This is a genomic window from Maricaulis sp. MIT060901, assembly GCF_047123815.1.
Taxonomy (GTDB): Bacteria; Pseudomonadota; Alphaproteobacteria; order Caulobacterales; family Maricaulaceae; genus Maricaulis.
Genome location: NZ_CP138920.1, coordinates 2,300,733 through 2,320,548 on the forward strand (window position 1 = coordinate 2,300,733; position 19,816 = coordinate 2,320,548).

17 protein-coding genes are annotated in these 19,816 nt (G+C 62.0%); 8 read left to right on the forward strand and 9 right to left on the reverse strand.

Features of this window, described 5'->3' with window-relative positions; genetic code table 11:
* Window position 1 precedes the first annotated feature (1 nt).
* The 4 genes from SIC17_RS11280 to SIC17_RS11295 are packed head-to-tail and all read left to right on the forward strand — an operon-like array spanning window position 2 to window position 3,989.
* Entirely contained in the window at window positions 2–760 is a 759-nt protein-coding gene (locus SIC17_RS11280; RefSeq protein WP_291891803.1) for a lysophospholipid acyltransferase family protein, read from the forward strand.
* Entirely contained in the window at window positions 757–2,043 is a 1,287-nt protein-coding gene (locus SIC17_RS11285; protein WP_291891806.1) for a 3-deoxy-D-manno-octulosonic acid transferase, read from the forward strand. The genes SIC17_RS11280 and SIC17_RS11285 overlap by 4 nt, the downstream gene beginning before the upstream one ends.
* A complete protein-coding gene (lpxK, locus tag SIC17_RS11290; RefSeq protein WP_412545415.1) occupies window positions 2,040–3,047 on the forward strand; it encodes a tetraacyldisaccharide 4'-kinase in 1,008 nt (335 codons plus the stop codon). Before SIC17_RS11285 ends, lpxK begins: the two co-directional genes overlap by 4 nt.
* A 9-nt stretch (window positions 3,048–3,056) precedes the next feature.
* Complete coding sequence (locus tag SIC17_RS11295) at window positions 3,057–3,989, forward strand: lysophospholipid acyltransferase family protein (RefSeq protein ID WP_291891813.1); 933 nt, start codon at window positions 3,057–3,059, stop codon at window positions 3,987–3,989.
* A 19-nt stretch (window positions 3,990–4,008) separates the two neighbouring features.
* Here SIC17_RS11295 and SIC17_RS11300 read toward each other — a convergent pair whose 3' ends face one another.
* The 5 genes from SIC17_RS11300 to SIC17_RS11320 form a co-directional block, all read right to left on the reverse strand.
* On the reverse strand, window positions 4,009–5,355 hold the full coding sequence (locus tag SIC17_RS11300; protein WP_412545416.1) for a dihydrolipoyl dehydrogenase family protein: 1,347 nt from the start codon (window positions 5,353–5,355) through the stop codon (window positions 4,009–4,011).
* 127 nt (window positions 5,356–5,482) lie between these two features.
* Window positions 5,483–6,028 carry a TetR/AcrR family transcriptional regulator gene (locus SIC17_RS11305; protein WP_412545418.1) on the reverse strand — a complete coding sequence of 182 codons (546 nt, stop codon included), beginning with the start codon at window positions 6,026–6,028 and terminating at the stop codon, window positions 5,483–5,485.
* 98 nt (window positions 6,029–6,126) lie between these two features.
* A complete protein-coding gene (trxB, locus tag SIC17_RS11310; protein ID WP_291891822.1) occupies window positions 6,127–7,077 on the reverse strand; it encodes a thioredoxin-disulfide reductase in 951 nt (316 codons plus the stop codon).
* A gap of 103 nt (window positions 7,078–7,180) precedes the next feature.
* Complete coding sequence (locus SIC17_RS11315) at window positions 7,181–7,669, reverse strand: beta-lactamase hydrolase domain-containing protein (protein WP_412545419.1); 489 nt, start codon at window positions 7,667–7,669, stop codon at window positions 7,181–7,183.
* Window positions 7,666–8,628, reverse strand: a complete 963-nt coding sequence (locus SIC17_RS11320; protein WP_412545420.1) for a mitochondrial fission ELM1 family protein — start codon at window positions 8,626–8,628, stop codon at window positions 7,666–7,668. The genes SIC17_RS11315 and SIC17_RS11320 overlap by 4 nt, the downstream gene beginning before the upstream one ends.
* A 237-nt stretch (window positions 8,629–8,865) precedes the next feature.
* Between SIC17_RS11320 and SIC17_RS11325 the strand changes: the two genes are divergently transcribed.
* The 4 genes from SIC17_RS11325 (at window position 8,866) to SIC17_RS11340 (ending at window position 13,545) form a co-directional block, all read left to right on the forward strand.
* The gene (locus SIC17_RS11325) at window positions 8,866–9,240 is read left to right on the forward strand and encodes a BlaI/MecI/CopY family transcriptional regulator (RefSeq protein WP_291891830.1); all 375 of its coding nucleotides are present in this window, start codon (window positions 8,866–8,868) and stop codon (window positions 9,238–9,240) included.
* Window positions 9,233–11,254 (forward strand): M56 family metallopeptidase, encoded by a 2,022-nt coding sequence (locus SIC17_RS11330; protein ID WP_412545421.1) that lies wholly within the window; start codon window positions 9,233–9,235, stop codon window positions 11,252–11,254. The genes SIC17_RS11325 and SIC17_RS11330 overlap by 8 nt, the downstream gene beginning before the upstream one ends.
* 138 nt (window positions 11,255–11,392) lie before the next feature.
* Window positions 11,393–11,767, forward strand: coding sequence for a BlaI/MecI/CopY family transcriptional regulator (locus tag SIC17_RS11335; protein WP_412545422.1), 375 nt, complete (start codon window positions 11,393–11,395; stop codon window positions 11,765–11,767).
* Window positions 11,764–13,545, forward strand: a complete 1,782-nt coding sequence (locus SIC17_RS11340; protein WP_412545423.1) for a M56 family metallopeptidase — start codon at window positions 11,764–11,766, stop codon at window positions 13,543–13,545. Before SIC17_RS11335 ends, SIC17_RS11340 begins: the two co-directional genes overlap by 4 nt.
* A gap of 107 nt (window positions 13,546–13,652) precedes the next feature.
* Here SIC17_RS11340 and greA read toward each other — a convergent pair whose 3' ends face one another.
* From greA to SIC17_RS11360, 4 genes are all read right to left on the reverse strand, one after another.
* Window positions 13,653–14,126, reverse strand: a complete 474-nt coding sequence (greA, locus tag SIC17_RS11345) for a transcription elongation factor GreA (RefSeq protein ID WP_291891844.1) — start codon at window positions 14,124–14,126, stop codon at window positions 13,653–13,655.
* 54 nt (window positions 14,127–14,180) lie between these two features.
* Complete coding sequence (gene carB, locus SIC17_RS11350; protein WP_291891846.1) at window positions 14,181–17,438, reverse strand: carbamoyl-phosphate synthase large subunit; 3,258 nt, start codon at window positions 17,436–17,438, stop codon at window positions 14,181–14,183.
* A 171-nt stretch (window positions 17,439–17,609) separates the two neighbouring features.
* On the reverse strand, window positions 17,610–18,251 hold the full coding sequence (locus tag SIC17_RS11355; protein WP_291891850.1) for a hypothetical protein: 642 nt from the start codon (window positions 18,249–18,251) through the stop codon (window positions 17,610–17,612).
* Window positions 18,244–19,743, reverse strand: coding sequence for a peptide ABC transporter substrate-binding protein (locus SIC17_RS11360; RefSeq protein ID WP_412545424.1), 1,500 nt, complete (start codon window positions 19,741–19,743; stop codon window positions 18,244–18,246). The genes SIC17_RS11355 and SIC17_RS11360 overlap by 8 nt, the downstream gene beginning before the upstream one ends.
* Between the last annotated feature and the right edge of the window lie 73 nt (window positions 19,744–19,816).

Here is a 19,816-nt window from a genome sequence, read left to right on the forward strand (position 1 = left end):
CATGTTGAAACGTTTGCTGGCTCAGGCCTGGATGCAAGAAGTCATCGCCTTTCTTGTCTTCCTCTATATTGAAACCGTTCGCCGCTCTATCCGCTGGGAAGTGCGCAATGCCGAGTTCATCGACAAGGTGCATGCCGAGAATATCCCGATTATTGGTGTGATCTGGCATGGTCGCATCCTGATGGCGCTGGAAGGCTGGCATCGGAATTATTCGCGCATGATGGCGGTCGCCTCGCGGTCCCGCGACGCGGAATTTGGGGCACGCCTGGTGAAGTATTACGGCGTCAAGCTGGCACGCGGCTCCTCGCACAATCCGAACAAGCCGGGATCCGACAAGGGGGGCAGCAAGGCCTACCGCGAGGTTCTGCGCCATATTGAAAACGGTGGAAGCGGTGCGGTCACGCCGGACGGGCCGCGCGGCCCGCGCATGCGAGCAAGCTATGGCCCGGTGCGGCTGGCCCGGGACACCGGCGCGCCGATTGTGCCCTTCACCTGGTCCAGCCGTCGCAAGACCATCATCCACAAGTCCTGGGACAAACATTACCTGCCAAGTTTTTTCACCAAGGGTGTGATTGTCTGGGGTGACCCGATCTATGTGGCCAGGGATGCGACCCAGGAAGACCTGGAAGCAGCCCGTGCGGAGATGGAAGAGCAGATGAACCGCCTGTCGCTGGAAGCGGACGAGGCGGCCGGCGGCGAGATCGTGCGACCGGACGAGCAAAGGCGTTCGACCAACCGGCCGGACGAGATCCCTGCATGAGCCTTCCCGCCTCGCTCCGCTGGTATCGGCTGTTGATGCGGGCCCTGACACCGTTCTCCGAATTGGTGCTCAAGCGACGGGTCAGGGCGGGCAAGGAAGATGCTTCGCGCCTGCATGAACGGCTGGGGAAGCCGGTCGAGCGACGACCGGAAGGCCCTCTGATCTGGCTGCACGGGGCGAGCGTGGGCGAGAGCTTGGTCCTGGCCAGCCTGGTGGACGAGCTGTGCGGTCAGCGTCCCGATCTGCGTTTTGTTGTTACCACTGGCACGGTCACCTCGGCTAACATGATGGCAGACCGCTTGCCATCGACCGCTGTCCATCAGTTTGTCCCGCTCGATACGCCATCGGCTGTCGCGGGTTTTCTTGACCACTGGTCGCCGGACCTGGTGGTATTCGCTGAATCCGAGCTCTGGCCGAACCTGATCTCCGCCATCCGCCAGCGCGACATCCCGTTGGCGCTGGTCAATGCGCGGATGAATGAGAAATCGCTCAGGAGCTGGCGTCGCCGTCGCGAGAGTGCGCGTTATCTGTTGGGCTGTTTCTCCTGGATCGGGCCGGCGGATGAGCGCACGCGTGCCGGGCTCTCTGACCTACTGGGGAGAGAACCACTCGACCTTGTCGGCAATATCAAGCTGGAAGCCAAACCCATGCCGCCCGATCCGCATGAGCTTTCGCGGGTGCGTGTTGCGCTTGCGGGCCGTCCGATCTGGCTCGCCGCCTCTACCCATTCCGGTGAGGATGGTATCGCCCTGGCCGCCAATGCCTTGCTCAAGGCGCGACATCCCAACAGCCTGCTGATCCTGGCCCCGCGCCATCCGGAACGGGCCGAGGAGATCGAGAAGCTGATGACGCGTCATGATCACAAATGGGCGCGGCGCTCCCGGGATGAAACCCCGGACACATCCTGTGATGTCTGGCTGGCAGATACGCTGGGAGAGATGGCGCTGTGGTATTCCAGCGCGCCGGCCTCGTTTATTGGCGGCAGCCTGATCCGCGGAATTGGTGGTCATAACCCGATCGAGGCCAGCCAGCTCGGGTCGGCCGTGGTCTCCGGAGAGCATGTGGCCAGTTTCCAGGACGTTTTCGACGCCTACCGTACTGAAAACGCGGTGACCTTTGTGGATGATGCATTGACGCTTTCAGAAGCGGTCGAGAGCATCTGGGAGCATCATAGCCCAACCGCAGAGCAGGGCATGACAGCAGTGCGCCAGCTGTCTGGTGGTGCGCTTGCCCAGACGGTATCGGCCCTGCTGGGTCTGCTTGACGAGGAGGCCGAGGCGTGAGGGAGCCGGCATTCTGGAGAACCGATGGCGGACGCGGGTCCGGTGCCCTGACACGGGCGCTGTTGTCGCCGCTGGGACGGATCTACGCCTGGGCGGTTGCACGCCGGATCCGCCGGACGGAACCCGTCGATCCGGGCGCTCCGGTTATCTGCGTCGGCAACATCACCCTTGGCGGAACGGGCAAGACGCCGGTGGTCCAGAGTATTCTGCGCCGCCTGGAGGAGCTCGACTGCAATCCGTGCGCGCTGAGCCGGGGCTATGGTGGTTCCGAGGCCGGTCCGCTTGAGGTGCTTGACGACCACACGGCAGCCCAGGTTGGTGACGAGCCGCGCCTTCTGGCCCGTGATGCGCGCGTCTGGATCTCTCGCGACCGGGTGGAAGGCGCACACGCCGCTGTGGAAGCCGGAATTGATGTCATCGTCATGGATGATGGTCATCAGAATCCCAGCCTGAAAAAGACACTTTCCATCGTCGTCATCGACAGTGTGGCCGGCTGGGGGGGCAATCTTGTTTTTCCGGCAGGCCCGTTGCGGGAGCCCGTTCCGGTGGGGCTGGCGCGCGCGGATGCGGTCATCGTGATGACCCCGGATCAGGACGCTGTGCCCAATTATGAACGCCTGCAGTTGAGCGATCTGGAAATCCCGGTTCTGCAAGCCTGGCTGGAGCCCCGCGAAGCGCCGCCAAAGGGGCGATTGCTGGCCTTTGCCGGTATCGGTCGCCCGCAGAAATTCTTCGATGCCCTGGAAGCAGCCGGGGCAGAGCTGACGGACGGGCTCGATTTCCCGGACCATCACCCCTATTCGCAGCGGGACCTGGCCTATCTGCGCGAACACGCCGCCAGCCATGAGGCGCAGCTGATCACCACCGAGAAGGACTGGGTGCGCCTGCCACCTGATGCGCGCAAGGACATACGGGCCTGGCCGGTGGAGGCGCGTTTCGCCAATCCGGCCGCGCTGGATGCGTTATTGCTCGACATTGTGGACGCCAGGCCGTCGGCCCGCTAAATCCTGTTCATGAGCGAAGTTATCCCTCAGCCATCCGTGATGACGCGTATCAGCTGGCGCCTGCAGGCGATGGCCTGGGACGCCTATCTGGCCTGGTACAAGGTCAAGGGCATCGACAGGGCGTCGGATGCGGCGGGCGCGCTGTTGCAGCGTATCGGACCGATGACCTCTGTTCACAAGGTGGCACGTGTGAACATGCAGCGCTGTTTCCCCGATGCCGAGCCGATGGAAATCGACCGCCTGCTGCGCGGTATGTGGGATAATTTTGGGCGTCTGGGCGGAGAAATGCCGCATCTGGGCGTGTTCGCCGGACCAGAGTTTGACGAGCGTGTCGAGTTCATCGGCCGCGAGAAGCTGGAAAAGGCACGGGATGAAGGCCGCCCGCTGGTCATCATCTCCATGCACCACTCCAACTGGGAGATCGCGGCCGCGGCGATCAGCCAGACCGGACTGCCCTGCCACATCACTTATCGCGCCGCCAATAATCCGCTGATCGATGAGCGCATAGCCGCGACGCGCAAGGATTACGGCGTCAAGACGCTGACCGCCAAGGGCGGCGATGGTGCCAAGGCGCTGATGAATGCGCTGAAGCGGGGTGAGTCCGTCGCGCTGATGAACGATCAGAAGATGAATGACGGCGTGGAAGCACCGTTTTTCGGGTATCCCTCGATGACGGCACCGGGGCCGACACGTCTGGCCATGCGCTACAATGCACCGCTGACACCGATCTCGGTTCGCCGCACAGGCGGCGCGAACTTCCAGGTCGAGGTCCATGACCCGATCGAACTGTCCGACAATCCCGACAAGGCCGAGGCCATTGTCGAGACTGTCGCGCGCATCAATCAGTGGGTCGAGGCAGAGGTGCGCAAGGCCCCGGAACAATGGTTCTGGGTCCATCGTCGCTGGGCCAAGCCGATCTACAAACAGGCACGCGAGGCCTGACGGCCCCGCGCTGTTCTTCCTAGAGCAGGTTCTTGATATCCGAGGAGAAGCTCGGATAGGCGAAGATTGTTGACTTGATCTCGCTGACACTCACCCTGTGTTTCATGGCAAAGGACAGGATGTGGATGATGTCGTCCGCGTGGTGACCGAGTAGGTGGGCACCGACAATCTGGTCGCTGTCCTCATCGATGAGGATTTTCGACCAGGCCAGGCTTTCCGCATAGGACTTGCCGGAGAGCCAGCCGGTCATGTCATTCACGGCAACGCGCAGATTGCCGATGCTTTCCTGCGCCTGGGTCTCGGTGAGGCCGACACTGGCGAAACTCGGTACGGTGTAGACGGAATTCGGGACCGCGAAATAGTCCGGAGCCTCGGTGCTGCCGGTCAGGATGTTGCGCGCCACGATCTGACCCTCATGGGTCGCGAAGGGGGAAAGCTGGGCCGTGTGGACCAGCGCATCACCAGCCACCCAGATCGCCGGATTGCTGGTGGATTGCAGGTGCGGGTGGATTTCGATGCGGATGCCGTCATGCGTGATGCCGGCCTTGTCCAGATCCAGCGTATCGACATTGGCCATGCGGCCGGCACCATTGATGACCCGTTCCGCAGCCAGCACGATGGTTTCGCCATCCTTTTCAAATACGACTTCCAGACCGTCATCTGCACGGCGGACCTCATTGACACCCACACCGGTGTGAACCTCCACACCCAGGCGCTCGGTCTCGGCCTGCAACATGGCGACGGCGTCCGCGTCCAGCCGCGGCAGAAGCTGCGGAGCGAGTTCCAGGATGGTGACTTGGGTGCCGGCGCGGGCATAGACATGGCTGAACTCCAGCGCAATCACACCACCGCCGATGAAGACAACGCTTTCCGGCTGGTGTGTGTCTGACAGAACGTCATCGGAGGTCATCAGGAGTTCCGCACCCGGGATCGGCAGGGGACGGGTTTTCGATCCGGTCGCGATGATGATGTGTTCAGCCGTCAGCTCGGTGTCGCCGACACGGACCGAATTGCGGCCGGTGAATCTGGCGTGGCCGCGATAGACATCGCCGCGCTTGGCCGCGAGATCCCCCATGGCGCCCGGAATAAAGCTGATCATGTCATTCTTGCGCTCGATCAGTGCTTTCCAGTCCAGCTTCACATCGCCAACCGAAATGCCGTGAGCTGAAGCCTTGGCGATGGTGTCGAGCGAAGCAGCTGCCGCGACCAGGACCTTTTTGGGTGTACAGCCGCGATTGGGGCAGGTGCCGCCAAAGTCCAGCTCTTCGATAAAGGCGATACGCTTGCCGGCTTCTGCCAGCGGTGCCGAGGCGCCGAAACCTGCATTGCCGCCGCCGATGATGATGATGTCGTATTCCCGGGTCATGGATGGGCTCCCTGCGATTGTGGTTCGAGGGGCAGATGGTGAGCCCCAGTATAACGCACAAGATGCCTACCTATCACTAGGTTGTGAGCGTCGCGAGAGGGAGGCGAGGAGCTGGGACTGCGCGTGGCTAGGTTTGCCCCGGCACCGCCCAGGCTTGCCAGGCGGCACCGATCGCTGCGTCGATTTCGGCTTGCGACCAGGTCTTGCCCTGGTTGAACTGTTTGAGCATCGCCATCATGGGCGGGAAAAAGAAGGCGACAAGAACATCACGCGGAAGATCGCGGATTTCTCCGGAGACCTGGCCGTCTTTGATGATGGCGCACAGGTGATCCATGATGCGTTCATGGGCGGTGCCGCCTTCCTGGCTGGACAGGGCACTTTCACCGAAACGCTGGCCGAAGGTGAAGGCGGGCAGGTCGTGGCAATAGGTATTCCACATGCCCAGCCACATGGCACGGGCGCGGTCCCTGATGCTGGCACTGTCACCGGTCTCGGCGGAAACGCGTTCGAACACGTCCGCCTTGAGCTGGCGATAGGCGGCTATCATCAGCTCGTCCTTGCTCTTGAAATGACGGTAAAGCGTGCCTTCCGCCATGCCGGAGCGGTCGGCGATAGCCGCCGTGGTCGCCGCACCAAACCCGTCCGCCGCCACAATATCCATCGCGGCGCGCATGAGTTTTTCTTTGGTATTGGACGGCTGGGTGAGCATGGACTCACATATAGGGTGTTTGCGGGCCGGCTGCCAAACGCGCGGCTGCCAGCCCGGAAAACCTAGTCCTCGAGCGAGGCGAGGTAACGTTCCGCATCAAGCGCGGCCTGGCAGCCCATGCCCGCAGCCGTGACGGCCTGGCGATAGGTGTCGTCGGTGACGTCGCCGGCGGCATAGACACCGGGAATGGAAGTCTTGGGTGTGCCGGGCTCGGTGACGAGATAGCCGCCATCCTTGGTTTCCAGCTGGCCCACAAACAGCTCGGTCGCCGGCGCGTGGCCGATGGCAATGAAGACACCGTGCGTGTTGTGTTCGGAGACTTCGCCCGTCTTGATGTTCTTCAGACGCACACCCGTAACCGCCGGGAAGGGGTCGGTATCGCCGGTGATTTCCTCGACGACACTGTCCCAGATCACTTCGACCTTGGGGTTCTTCAGCAGGCGATCCTGCATGACTTTCTCGGCGCGCAGGCTGTCGCGGCGATGCACCAGCGTGACCTTCGAGGCGATATTGGCCAGGTAGAGCGCTTCCTCGACAGCGGTATTGCCGCCACCGACCACGAAGACTTCCTTTTCGCGATAGAAAAAGCCGTCACAGGTCGCGCAGGCAGAGACGCCGCCGGTGGCAAAGGTCTGCTCGCTCTCCAGGCCCAGCCATTTGGCCTGGGCACCGGTGGCGATGACGACCGAGTCGGCCGTGAAGACCGCGCCGCTGTCCAAGGTCAGGGTGAAGGGCCGCTGGGACAGGTCCGCCTTGACCACGAGGTCATTGACCATCTCGGTGCCGACCTTTTCGGCCTGGTCACGCATCTGTTCCATCAGCCAGGGGCCCTGGATGACGTCGGCAAAGCCGGGATAGTTCTCGACATCGGTGGTGATGGTCAGCTGACCACCCGGCTGTAGGCCGGAGATCAGGACGGGTTCGAGCATGGCGCGCGCAGCATAGATGGCTGCCGTATAACCTGCAGCGCCGGATCCGATGATGACCAGGCGCGAGTGGCGCGTCTCAGACATGATATTTCCTCAAACGAACGGGGTTGGGCGCCCATAGAGGCGCCGATTCGACTGGACCCTATATAATCAATCTTTGCCGCAATGCTCGCGACTGATTGCAGCGTTACTGGTCGTTATCCGGCGTGAGGGCGCGAACCATGCCGTTATCGCGGCCACCGGGCCAGCCAATCGTGTCGAACGGATTGTCGATGGACGGGTCCTGGCTCATCAGGTGAGCGGAGTAGAGATGGGCGGAACGTGTACCGGATCGGCAATGCATGACGATCTCGCCATCCAGCTCCGCCAGCAATTCTCCAAGCGCCACGGTATGATCCGGGTCCGCGCCGTAACGCCCGCCTATCGGCAGTTCCACATACCGCATGCCGCGGCTTTCCACTGCCTCACGCATGTTGAAGCCCAGGCCAGCGGTTTCTTCCGGAGTGCGTGAATTGACGATCGCCTGCACGCCGGCCGCGGCCCAGGCGTCCAGATCCTCCAGCGCGGGCTGGGCAGCGAGAATGACACGTTCGTGCTGAACAACGGTGGCGGGCGTATCGGCTTGGCTCATGGTCAGTCCCAGGCTGGCGAGAAGAGTGGTGAGAAAAGTGATCATGTCGGCATCCTTTGCTCGACGGAGCTAGAGCGCGCCTGCCAGCGTTCAAGCAGAAACGCGGCGATGCGGTCCGTCTCGGCGAAACGAGCATAGGTCCACCGGGCCAGCTGGCCAAGATAGGGGCGAACCGCGCCCCAGCCTTCCAGCCTGGCGTGCAGATAACCGAACTTTCCGGCCTCGCCCGCCATTGGCAGGGCATAGACAGGTTTGCCGGTCGTGGCGGCCTCGACCAGCATGTTGGTCGATTCCTCGGTGACAAAGATCCAGTCTGCTGCGGCGAGGAAAGCGAAGTAGGGGTTCTCCCCAACGCCATCGAACAGCCAGACATCATCGCGCTCGCCAAATTCGGTCTTCAGCCGGGCATGCACCGTTTCGGGTGTACGCCGGGAGGCGGTGATCATCAGCTTGATACCCTGGTCGAGCAGGGTGTGCAGGCGGTGAACGAGATAATCGGCCACCCGGTCATCCAGCTTGAAGCGTTTGGAGTGACCACCGATCAGCACAGCAGCGCGTGCGCCAGGCAAGCTTGCCAGTTCGTCGGAGAACTGGGTCATGGCATTGGAAAACTGCGCCTGGGACAGACGGTTCGGTGATCCGATCATTGCGATGGCGTTGGGCTTGTTTACCCGATCATGATCCGGCGCGATGATCAGGTCGAAACTGCGATATTTGGTGCGCGGGTCCTGGACATAGACGAAATAGCAATCGGGAAAGACCCGGCGATGTTTGCCCGCGAGCGGAACAGCCGCGCGGCCGCAACCGATCCAGATATCGGGCGGTGGGCTGGATGGCAGGGCGACAAATCCCTGTTTTGTCACGTGCACGAGATGGATGGCCAGGCGGGTGTCGGGCAGTTGCCGCGCCAGTGCTTCGGCCAGGCCGAGCGCCTGGTTTTCAATGCCGCGACGGCCGTCAGAGACGACCCAGCAGACTGCCTGTTTTTGCGCAATGCCGGTCATGGGCGCCAATCCCCCTTGCCCTATTGCTGGACCGGACCGCCTGCTCTGGCAAGTGAAAGCCTCAGATTTTCCAGGCCTGGGACCAGGGTGGGACACTTGTAGTAAGCTTCCCCCTAGGCGCCGGCCGGCTTTGGGCCCAGAACTCCATCCACGTCGAGATCTCCGGAATGGTGCTTGACGGGGTGCTATGTTTGTAGCATCATGTGACAAACGTAACGTAAATGTGGTGATCGTCTCATGGCCGACCAGGCTCCTTCCCAGGCAGAACTCGTAGTCCTCAAGCAATTGTGGGCGAGCGGCGAACAGAGCGCACGCGAAGTGCACGACCAGGTCGCGACTGTCACGGACTGGTCCTATTCGACGACCCGCACGCTCCTCGCCCGCATGGTCCAGAAGGGCCTGGTTGAAAAGCGCGACAGCCATGGGCTGGCCCTCTACGCGGCCGGCGAGGCCAAGGTCAGCCTGATCGGCAAGATGGTGAAGAGTTTCTCCCAGAAAGTTCTGGAGCTGGACGGTTCCCTTCCGGTGTCTGCCTTCTCTGACAGCAAGCTGCTAGACGAGGGCGAGCTGGACGAGCTGAGTCGCCTGCTCGAGGAGGACGAAGATGACTAGTCTTCTCGTTTCCCTGTTCATAGCGCTGGGCCTGTCAGCCCTGATCGCCAGCTTGTCCGTGCGGGTCGTTGACCGCTTGGAGAAGGATCGCGAGATCGAGGCGACCAGTCGTATCACGATCTGGCGCATGGCGCGCCTTGCGGCTCTGGCACCGATTGCCATGGCGTTGGTTTTCTCGATCTTCCCGCAACTGTCAGCCAGTTTCACGACTCCTGATTTCCTGCGCCCGGCCGCCGTCACACCGGTTGAACAGGTCGAGCCATTCGCTGTCGACACCGCGCTTGAAATACCTGCGGCCGAGCCGGACGTAGCGGCCCGTCCGCTTCCGGCAGCCGGCGGTGATCTGGATACCGGTCTTCTTGTTTCCAGCGACCAACCCGTTGCTGCGTCTTCCGCATTCGAAATTCCGAGCTGGCTGACGCCGCTCAACGTGTTGATGTCAGCCTATCTGGCCGGGCTGCTGATTGCGCTAGCGCGCTTTGCGCTGCGCCGGATGGCGCTGGCCGGGTTGATCGCGACGAGCGACCGGCCACAGCGCGAGCTGCAGTCCCTGTACGAGCAGTGGACCGGCCGCATGGAGCTGGAAAACAGTGTCAGCCGCCTGGTCGTAGTCGACGCGGCAGTTACTCCCTTTGTCACCGGCTGGCAGCCGACCATCGTCCTGCCGCGCAGCCTGGCAGATGAAAACCAACGACAAGCGGCGGAGATCGCTGTCGTTCACGAGCTGGTTCACGTTCGCAGGGGCGATGAGCGTGACCGGTTTGTCGGTGAGCTTCTCACCGTGGCGCTCTGGTTCAACCCGGCGCTGAAAGCAATCGAGTCTCGGCTCTCCCACGCGAGGGAACTCGCCTGTGACGCCGAGGCACTCCACGAGATTGGGGGGCGAGCGCAAAGACGCGCTTACGCTCGGGCCATGATCGACGCGGCAAAAGCAGGGCTCCGCCCGGCGCCCTGCCTGTCGGCTTTCGGTCCAGAAAACAAAAGGAACAGAGAAATGCGGATCAAAGCGATCTTGTCCCAGTCCACCAACATGTCATCCAAGGGCTTTCTGGCCGCTGCAGGCGGTGCCCTGGCCCTGATGATGGCGCCGACCTATGCGGCCCAGGCCATGGCGACGAACTATCTCAGCGCCGACGCGCCGACCGTTGTCGCAGCAACGGCGACCTCGCTGACGGCTGCTGTGGTTGCCGAGCGCGATGGCGAGACGCCAATCCGCCGGACGCTGAATGCGTCGCCGCTGTCAGCCCTGTCCGCCCTGGAATCGCTTGAGGCCCTGGAAAATCTGGACGAGTCCAGCATCATCGGTAATCCGGCCAACTGGATGGCGATCGGTGCCTTTGCATCCGGTGCGTCCTCGACGCTGAACCTCAATGTTGAAGACGAGAACGGCAATCCGGTCCGCATCAGCATCAATGAGAGCAATGGCGAGCGCGTGGATATCGAGTTCACCGACGAGGAAGGTCGCCGCAACCGTCTGCGCGCCCATGACCGTGGAGGTGATGACGCCGAGGTGACGCTGTATCTCGACGATGCCGATGAGCCGTTCTTCCAGGTTCTGGCGGGCGATGATGAAGCCAACATGCTGTTCCATGACGATGTCGGTCCGGTTCGCATGCAGGTGCGTGACGATGATGACGATGCCACCATCATCGTCACCGACGAGCAGACCGGTCAGTCCAGCGAGCTTTTCTTCCAGGACACGGATGACGGCCGCATCATGGCTCCGGCCGATGCCCGCGTCAGCCATGTTGGTACGGACGCTCCGGGTCCGGACAGTGTTGGCCAGTATGTCGTGCTCGATCACGGTACCGGCTGGTCCACGGTTTATCACGGGCTGGAAAGCGTTGAGGTTCGTGAAGGCCAGCGCATCAGCCGCGGTGACCTGGTCGGTGCCGGTGACCCGGACTATGATCATGACTGGGATCCGATGGACAGCGATAACAGCTTCAATTCCATCGATATCGTCGACAATACCTCGATGTCGATTGTTCGGACCTTCCAGGTCGAACTCTAAGCTTTACAGCGACTTGTAGCGCATCAACGCCTCCGGCTCCGCCGGGGGCGTTTTCGGTTGGGCCAAGATTAACCGCTTTTCATTTGCGCGCGTGCGCTACAGATGTAGAGTGCTGTCGACAACGAGGCAGGACTCCGCATGAACGACATCTCCCCATCACCCGCTGAACTGACGGTTCTCAAGCACCTCTGGGCGGTTGGCCCGCAGAGCGCGCGCGAGACCCACAAGGTTGTTGCCGGTCCTATGGGGTGGTCGCCCTCGACGACACGAACCGTGCTGACGCGCATGGTGCAGAAGGGCTTGGTGACCAAGGCAGACTCCCATGGTCTCGCCGTATTCGAGGCCAAGGTGCGCAAGGTCGACCTGATCGGTCGCATGATCCGCGAGTTTACCGAGGATGTGTTGGAGCTGCGCGGCCCGCTGCCCTCGACGGCCTTCACCAATTCCGATCTGCTTTCCGATGATGAAGCCAATGACCTGATGAAACTTCTCGATGAGGAGCGTTCGGAATGATGGGACTTCTCAACGCGATTGTTCTGGGTGCAGGCCTGTCACTGCTCGGCGGTCTGATCCTGCTTGTCCTGGGGCGTTTCCTGGAGCGGCGTGACCCACTCAGTGGAGTCGAGCTGTGGCGTACGGCGCGGATCGCCGCGATCGTACCGCTGGTGCTGGCCCCGGTTATCTATTTTATCCCTCAGGCGGCGCCCGGGAATGTGATGCTCAATTCCCCGGTAGCCTCGCTTGCCACTCCCGTGGCGTCGTCTACCCCGGTTCAGCTTGAATTGCCGGAAACCAGCCTGATGTTGGTGGCCCTGTATCTGTTCGGGCTGATTGCTTCTGTGGTGTTCGCCGGATTTCGCCATGTGCGCCGGTCCCGGCTGATGCGGGATGGGGAGTATGCGGGCGAGCTGGAGCTTGAAACCCTCACAGGACAGGTGCTGGACACACCCGTCCCGGCGGCACGCCTCTTGATAAGCAATGAAACCCTGACCCCGGTCCTTACCGGCTGGAAGGGTGTTGTGGTTGCGCCGGGACAGATTTTCGACGACCCGGAAGTGGCGCGTTACGCCCTTGTGCACGAGCTGGTGCACCTGCGTCGCGGGGATGAGCGCGACCGTCTGATCGGCGTCGCCCTGACCACGGTCTTCTGGTTCCACTGGCCTCTGCGCCAGATTGAAAAACACCTCGATGCGGCGCGCGAGATCGCCTGCGACGCCGAGGTTCTCGAATTGTTGGGAGGAGGGGCGCGTAAGCCCTATGCGGCGGCATTGATCACGATGATGCGGGGTGGTTTTGCAACCGCCTCTGCCTTCGGATCAAAAGACAGGAGGCACCGCGAAATGCGGATCAAATCAATTCTTTCGGCGAATGAAGGCAAGCGTTCGTCCAAACGGGCCCTGACCAGCGTATTGCTCTTGAGCTGGCTGCCCGTCGCCTGTGCCCAGGCGATGGCCACGGACCGTGTTGAGAACGAGCGGGGCATTCATTTTGTATCCCGGGGTGATCACGAACTGCACGAAGTGCATGAGGAAATCCGGATCAACCGTGTCGAAGGTGAAGACGGCGAGAGCCGCTATGAAATTACGGTCGAGGGCAGCGGCACGCCGGAAGAGCGTGAGGCCCGTCGCCTGGAGCTGCTCGAGCAGTTGGAAAACGGTGAAGACGGTGTCGCGGTATTTGTCACTGACGCCCGCATCGCCGGACATGTGGCGCCGGAAATCGTGGAACGCCTGACCGGCGAGGATGGCGCGCGCGTCGCTGTCCGTGTGCACGAGAACATTGTGTTGCACGAAGTCGATGGCGCCGAGTCCGATGTGAGTGTTTTCGTACGCCGTATCGAGGATCTCGACGGTGTCGAGATGACCGAGGATGTGCTGCGTCTGGAGAGCGCTGGCGGCCATGTTGTACGCCTTGGTGATGCATCCGAGAACGTCGTTATTCTGGACGTCGATGATGTGGACGCTGAAACCGTCCGCTCCTGGACGACAGAGGATGGCGGCCAGTTCGAGGTGATCATCGCTCGCGATGCTGAGGGTGAAGTCCACGAATGGGTCAGCGAAAATGGTCGCCAGGTTGAGGTGATCGTCAATGGCGAGCCGGGTGATGCCCGCGTTCTCGAATGGGAAGGCGAAGATGGCGAAACCGTTGAGCTGCGGGTGATCGGCGATACCGAAGGTGCGCGTCGGGTTTTGCGCCATGTGCGCGTGGAACGCGCGCCGGAAGCGCCTGAAGAGCCGGAAGGTGAGCCTCAGGACGAGCCGAACAAGGCCCCTGCAGTCGAGCCCAAATGATAGTGTCCCGGGGAGTTGCTCAACCGGCACCTCCTCCCAACACCGGGGCATGAAAAAACGGCCGGAGCAACGCTCCGGCCGTTATCTTTTGGTCTGACGGATTGGCGCTAGAGCCACTCTACCGTGACAATTTCATAGGATTTCAGTCCGCCGGGGGCGTTTACCTCGACGACATCGCCGACTTCCTTGTTGATCATGGCGCGGGCGATCGGGGAGGAGATCGAGATCTTGCCTTCCTTCACATCCGCCTCGTCATCACCAACCACCTGGTAGCGGCTTTCTTCCTCGGTATCTTCGTCAAAGACGGTAACCGTGGCGCCGAACTTGACGGTGTCACCACCCAGCTTGGCCACGTCGATGACCTCGGCGCGGGCCAGCTTGTCTTCCAGCTCGGCCAGGCGACCTTCGATATAGCCCTGGCGTTCCTTGGCAGCGTGATATTCGGCGTTCTCGGAGAGATCGCCGTGTTCACGCGCTTCCGCGATGGCTGCAATTACGGCCGGACGTTCAACCGTTTTCAAATGTTTCATCTCTGCGTCGAGGGCTTGATGCCCCGCAGCAGTCATAGGGATCTTGTTCATGAGACCACTTATCTTCAGGAGAGCCGAAGACGCTAGCGCCGAGCGTCCTTGCTATCAAGAGTAGGTTTGCAGTGCCTGCGGTTCAAGAGCCCCTTCATCGATCCGGCGGATTGATGCGATCGCTGCGCGGGCAGCCGATGCGGTGGTGTAACACGGGATCTTCTGGTCCAGCGCCGTACGGCGGATGGAATAGCTGTCCAGGTGCGACTGGCGGCCCTCCGTCGTGTTGAAGATCAGCTGGACTTCACCGTTTTTCATCAGGTCGACAATGTGTGGGCGGCCTTCGAAGACCTTGTTCACACGCGTGACCGGAACGCCGTTCTCCTCCAGCGTCGTGGCGGTGCCACCGGTCGCCAAGATCTTGAAACCCTTCATGACCAGGACGCGGCACGGATCGATCATCGACGCCTTGTCGCCATCACGCAGGGAGATGAAGACACTGCCCGAGGTCGGCAGCTGGATGCCGGCTCCCAGCTCGGCCTTCGCGAAGGAGGCTTCGAACAGGGTGTCGATACCCATGACTTCGCCGGTGGAACGCATTTCCGGTCCCAGCACCGGGTCGACGCCCGGGAAACGGGCGAAGGGCATGACGGCTTCCTTGACGGAGACATGTTTCGGCGCCGGGTCTTCCAGGTTGAACTCGGACAGTTTCGCACCGGCCATGACCTTGGCAGCGATCTTGGCAACCGGTTCGCCAATGGCCTTGGCCACGAAGGGAACCGTACGGGATGCACGCGGATTGACCTCGAGCACGTAGATGGTCTCGCCCTTGATGGCGAACTGGACGTTCATCAGGCCACGCACGCCGATGGCCTTGGCCATTGCAGCCGCTTGGCGTTTCAGCTCGGCAATCATCTCGGCAGAGAGCGAATAGGGCGGCAGGGAACAGGCACTGTCACCGGAGTGTACGCCGGCTTCCTCGATGTGCTGCATGACACCGGCAACCCACACATCCTCGCCGTCACAGATGGCGTCGACATCAACCTCGTCAGCGTCGGTCAGGTAACGATCCAGCAGCAGCGGAGAATTACCGGAGACGTTCACGGCCTCGCGCAGATAGCGTTCGAAACTGTCGGTTTCGCGGACGATTTCCATGGCGCGGCCGCCCAGGACATAGGACGGGCGCAGAACCAGCGGGAATCCGAGTTTCTCGGCCGCCGCGCGGGCCTCGTCTTCCGAGCGCACAATGGCGTTCGGCGGCTGGGTCAGGTTGAGATCATCCAGCAGCTGTTTGAACCGGTCGCGATCCTCGGCCAGGTCGATAGCATCCGGCAGCGTTCCCAGGATCGGCACACCTGCCGCTTCCAGCTCGCCCGCCAGTTTCAGCGGCGTCTGGCCGCCATACTGGACAACAACACCCAGCAGTTCGCCCTTTTCCTGTTCGGTCGCGATCAGTTCGAGTGTGTCTTCGATGGTCAGCGGTTCGAAATACAGACGGTCAGCGGTGTCATAGTCGGTGGAGACGGTTTCCGGATTGCAGTTCACCATGATGGATTCAATGCCCATCTCGGCAAAGGCAAAGGCAGCGTGACAGCAGCAATAGTCGAACTCGATGCCCTGGCCGATACGGTTGGGACCGCCGCCCAGGATAATCGCCTTCTTGCGGCCGGTCGGCTCGCTCTCGCAATCTGCCTTGCCGCCAAAGCTCGGCGTCTCGTAACAGGAATACATGTAGGGCGTCGCGGCGTGGAATTCGGCGGCGCACGTGTCGACTCGCTTGTAGACCGGACGCACGCCCAGGGCGCGGCGGTCGGCGCGGACCTCTGCTTCCGGCTTGCCGGACAGCTTGGCCAGGCGCGCATCGGAGAAGCCCATGGATTTCAGCGCGAGGAATTTCTCGTTCGTGGTCGGCAGTCCCATCGTCGACACGTCTTCCTCGGCGTGAACGATGGCTTCGATCTGGCGCAGGAACCACGGCTCGTAGAGCGATGCGCGCTCGACCTCATCCACGCTCAGACCTTCCCGGAATGCCTGGGCGATGACACGCAGACGGTCCGGCGTCGGGATGGCGAGGGCCGCGCGCACGGCTTCCTTGCGGGCATCCTCTGAGTCCGCGTCTTCGGTGCCGGCGATCTCGATCTCGTCGAAACCATCGAGGCCCGTCTCCATCGAGCGCAGGGCCTTCTGCATGCTTTCCTGGAAGGAGCGGCCCATGGCCATCGCTTCACCGACGGACTTCATGGAGGTCGTCAGGTGGGCGTCAGCGCCCGGATACTTCTCGAACGCGAAACGCGGGATCTTGGTGACGACATAATCAATGGTCGGCTCGAAGGAGGCTGGTGTCGCGCCATCGGTGATGTCGTTGGCAATCTCGTCCAGCGTGTAGCCAACGGCCAGCTTGGCCGCGACCTTGGCGATCGGGAAGCCGGTGGCCTTGGAGGCCAGCGCCGAGGAGCGCGAGACGCGCGGGTTCATCTCGATGACGACCAGGCGGCCATCCTTCGGATTGACCGCGAACTGGACGTTGGATCCGCCGGTCTCGACACCGATCTCGCGCAGGACGGCGATCGAGGCCGAGCGCATGATCTGGTATTCCTTGTCCGTCAGCGTCAGGGCCGGGGCGACGGTGATGCTGTCACCGGTATGCACGCCCATCGGATCGACGTTCTCGATCGAACAGATGATGATGCAGTTGTCGGCGCGGTCGCGGACAACTTCCATCTCGAACTCTTTCCAGCCAACGATGGATTCCTCGACCAGGATTTCCGTGACCGGGGAGGCGTCGAGGCCGGACTGGCAGATCGTCCGGTATTCCTCGACATTATAGGCAATGCCGCCGCCGGTGCCCCCCAGAGTGAAGGAGGGGCGGATGATGGCCGGCAGGCCAATCTCGCTCATCACGGCTTCAGCTTCCGCCATGGTGTGCACAACGCGCGAGCGCGGGCTTTCAAGGCCGATCTTGTCCATGGCCTCGCGGAAACGCTCGCGGTTCTCTGCCTTGTCGATGACGTCCGCCTTGGCGCCGATCATCTCCACACCAAAGAGATCCAGCACACCGCGGTTTTCCAGTTCCAGGGCACAGTTCAGCGCCGTCTGGCCGCCCATCGTCGGCAGGATTGCGTCCGGGCGTTCCTTTTCGATCACCTTGGCGACCATTTCCGGCGTGATCGGCTCGATATAGGTCGCGTCCGCCAGTTCCGGATCGGTCATGATGGTGGCTGGATTGGAGTTCACCAGGATGACGCGATAGCCCTCGGCCTTGAGTGCCTTGACGGCCTGGACGCCTGAATAGTCGAACTCACAGGCCTGACCGATAACGATTGGTCCGGCGCCGATGATCAGTATGGAGTTCAGGTCTGTACGTCTGGGCATGGCTGTCCTGCTCGCGTGCGTGCGCGCGTCCGGGCCCGACCGGATATCCCGGATGGGTCAGTTCGCGCTTGGTTTTGGTGCTGAGAGGGGGTCCTAGCCCGGATTCGATGAGAAGGCGAGAGCCTATCTGCTCACTCGGGTGTTATTGCTTATAACTGTGTCCGTATGCGCTCAGAGTTTTCCTTCTAAAGTGCTGATCTCCCTGCGCATGTTGGCGCGAGCCCGGGCGCCTAGCCGCGTTTCGAATTCATCGGTGACAAAAGTGCGCTGGCGGGCCTGCGCCGTGTCGAGGAATTTGGCTCGACCTTCCCGGTAAAAATCATCGGGCGCCCAGCTGTATTCCTTGCGGATCTGCTCGGCATAGGTGTCGTAGACCTCGTCCGGTGCGCCCAGGATGGAAAAGTCGATATCGAGAAAGAGCGCGTCATCGCGGTCTCGTCCGCCCGACTGGTGGTCGGCGGTGGCAAGGATCAGCCTGCGAACATCGTCGACAAGCGCAGTCGGCGCGCCCAGGCGCGGCAGTTCGCGGGCGGCGCGTTCGGCGCTCAGGGCTTCATTCTCGGCGCCTTTGGGATCATAGATGATGTCGTGATACCAGGCCGCCATCCAGCAGCGTTCCGGTGTTTGGAGCTCTGTGTGCCAGCGATCAAGCTCGTCGAAGATATGGGCCAGGTGGGAAAGGCCGTGATAGCGGCGGTGCGGTTCGCTGTAGGCGGTGATGATGCCATCGATCTGGCTGTCACCAGCCCGCCAGCCGAGCTGGGTCATCTGAAGCGCCCAGCGCTCTCGCAAGGCTGTTTCCGGCTCAGCCATCTGCCAGTCCCAGATAGCGCCAGACCTGTGGCTGTACATCTGCCCGTGTGCCGGTCACCCGCTCGCCTACCAGCCAGTGGGCGCGGTCATGCACCAGGGGGATGATGGCGTGTTCCAGCTGGATATGGGCGTTGGCCTCGCGATAGATCTCTTCACGCTCGATGGGGTCGCTTTCACGGCGGGCGCGGTTCATCAGCTCGGCGAAGGTCTCGTCATGCCAGTTGAAATTGGCGGCAAATCCATCCGGTGCGAACGGGTCGAGCATGAAAAACGGGTCGGACTTCAAGCCGCGATTGAAGCTGGCGATGGCAATGTCGAAATCGCCTGCATCGACAGCCTGGTAAAGATCGGTCGGATAGGTCGCGAAAATCTCTGAATCCACGCCGATCTGGCGCCAGTCATCGGCAAGGGAGACAGCGATGCGCTCGCCCAGCCCGGTGGTCGTGCGGATCTGCAGGGGGCGGTTGATCACCGGCGCAGCACCTTCTGGGCGCAGGCGTACCGGATCGTTCTGGTCCTGGAACATCTGGGGCAGGACGCTGCGTGTCGGTGTCGCCGTGCCGGAAAACAGCTCTCGCACCAGGAAAGCCCGGTCGATCGCATAGTCCAGCTCGGCCCGGACCATCATGTCGTTGAGCGGCTCACGGGCATGATTGACCTTGAGATAGCGCAGGATCGGCGCGTCAAAGCTCTCGAAGCCATCGCCCAGCTGTTCATGCAGGAAGTCCAGCTGGTTGGCCGGCGGGTTGTCGGCGAGGTCAAGCTCGCCGGCCCGGAACATGCGGGCACGAGTCGCATCATCGCGAACCGCTTCGACGCGGATCGTCTGGATGCTCACATTAGTCGCATCATAAAAATGCGGATTGCGGCGCAGCCCGATCTGAACCTGCGAGATGGAGGCGAGGGTGAAGGCCCCGGCAGAGACCCAGTTCGCCGGCGTGATCCAGTCATCGCCGACACGCTCGATGATATGGCGCGGGAAGGGATAGAATTCCCGCATCAACAGCGGAAACAGGCCCAGCGGGCTTTCCAGGTTGAAACGTACGGCCTGGTCGCTGACGACCTCGACGCCCAGGCTTTCCACCGGCGCATCACCGGCCAGGATGGCACGGGCATTCACGACATTCTGGAAATCGCCAAGTGCGGCAAAACTCTGTGCCGGATCAACCAGGCGACGCGCTGACCAGGCGACGTCATGGGCGGTCAGTGGGCGACCATCCGACCAGGCGAGACCCTCGCGCAGGATGAAGGTCCAGGCCAGCCCGTCGGGAGTGACTTCCCAGCGTTCCGCCAGGCCCGGCGCCAGCTGACCGTCCGGACCATATTCGGTCAGCCCGGCATGCACCTGCTTGTGGACCAGCGCCGCCGAGGCGAATTGTCCACGCGCCGGGTCCAGGCTGTCGGGAAGGTTGGATATGCCGACACGCATCGTGTCCGCGTCCGCATCTGTTGACCGGCCGCATCCAGCCAGCGCCGCAGCAGACGTCGTCATCAGAAAAGCTCGCCGATCAATCATGCACGCATGATGGCGCGATTTGTTGATCTGCCAAGGCGTGTCGCCGGAT

What these genes read in the sequence shown, in the direction of transcription:
- SIC17_RS11330 (WP_412545421.1), top strand. Translation starts at nt 9,233, where the DNA reads ATGACTAGTCTTCTCGTTTCCCTGTTCATAGCGCTGGGCCTGTCAGCC.
- SIC17_RS11295 (WP_291891813.1), top strand. Translation starts at nt 3,057, where the DNA reads ATGAGCGAAGTTATCCCTCAGCCATCCGTGATGACGCGTATCAGCTGG.
- SIC17_RS11340 (WP_412545423.1), top strand. Translation starts at nt 11,764, where the DNA reads ATGATGGGACTTCTCAACGCGATTGTTCTGGGTGCAGGCCTGTCACTG.
- SIC17_RS11325 (WP_291891830.1), top strand. Translation starts at nt 8,866, where the DNA reads ATGGCCGACCAGGCTCCTTCCCAGGCAGAACTCGTAGTCCTCAAGCAA.
- carB (WP_291891846.1), bottom strand. Translation starts at nt 17,438, where the DNA reads ATGCCCAGACGTACAGACCTGAACTCCATACTGATCATCGGCGCCGGA.
- greA (WP_291891844.1), bottom strand. Translation starts at nt 14,126, where the DNA reads ATGAACAAGATCCCTATGACTGCTGCGGGGCATCAAGCCCTCGACGCA.
- SIC17_RS11300 (WP_412545416.1), bottom strand. Translation starts at nt 5,355, where the DNA reads ATGACCCGGGAATACGACATCATCATCATCGGCGGCGGCAATGCAGGT.
- SIC17_RS11315 (WP_412545419.1), bottom strand. Translation starts at nt 7,669, where the DNA reads ATGATCACTTTTCTCACCACTCTTCTCGCCAGCCTGGGACTGACCATG.
- SIC17_RS11280 (WP_291891803.1), top strand. Translation starts at nt 2, where the DNA reads ATGTTGAAACGTTTGCTGGCTCAGGCCTGGATGCAAGAAGTCATCGCC.
- SIC17_RS11285 (WP_291891806.1), top strand. Translation starts at nt 757, where the DNA reads ATGAGCCTTCCCGCCTCGCTCCGCTGGTATCGGCTGTTGATGCGGGCC.
- SIC17_RS11355 (WP_291891850.1), bottom strand. Translation starts at nt 18,251, where the DNA reads ATGGCTGAGCCGGAAACAGCCTTGCGAGAGCGCTGGGCGCTTCAGATG.
- SIC17_RS11360 (WP_412545424.1), bottom strand. Translation starts at nt 19,743, where the DNA reads ATGACGACGTCTGCTGCGGCGCTGGCTGGATGCGGCCGGTCAACAGAT.
- SIC17_RS11335 (WP_412545422.1), top strand. Translation starts at nt 11,393, where the DNA reads ATGAACGACATCTCCCCATCACCCGCTGAACTGACGGTTCTCAAGCAC.
- SIC17_RS11320 (WP_412545420.1), bottom strand. Translation starts at nt 8,628, where the DNA reads ATGACCGGCATTGCGCAAAAACAGGCAGTCTGCTGGGTCGTCTCTGAC.
- trxB (WP_291891822.1), bottom strand. Translation starts at nt 7,077, where the DNA reads ATGTCTGAGACGCGCCACTCGCGCCTGGTCATCATCGGATCCGGCGCT.
- SIC17_RS11305 (WP_412545418.1), bottom strand. Translation starts at nt 6,028, where the DNA reads ATGCGCGCCGCGATGGATATTGTGGCGGCGGACGGGTTTGGTGCGGCG.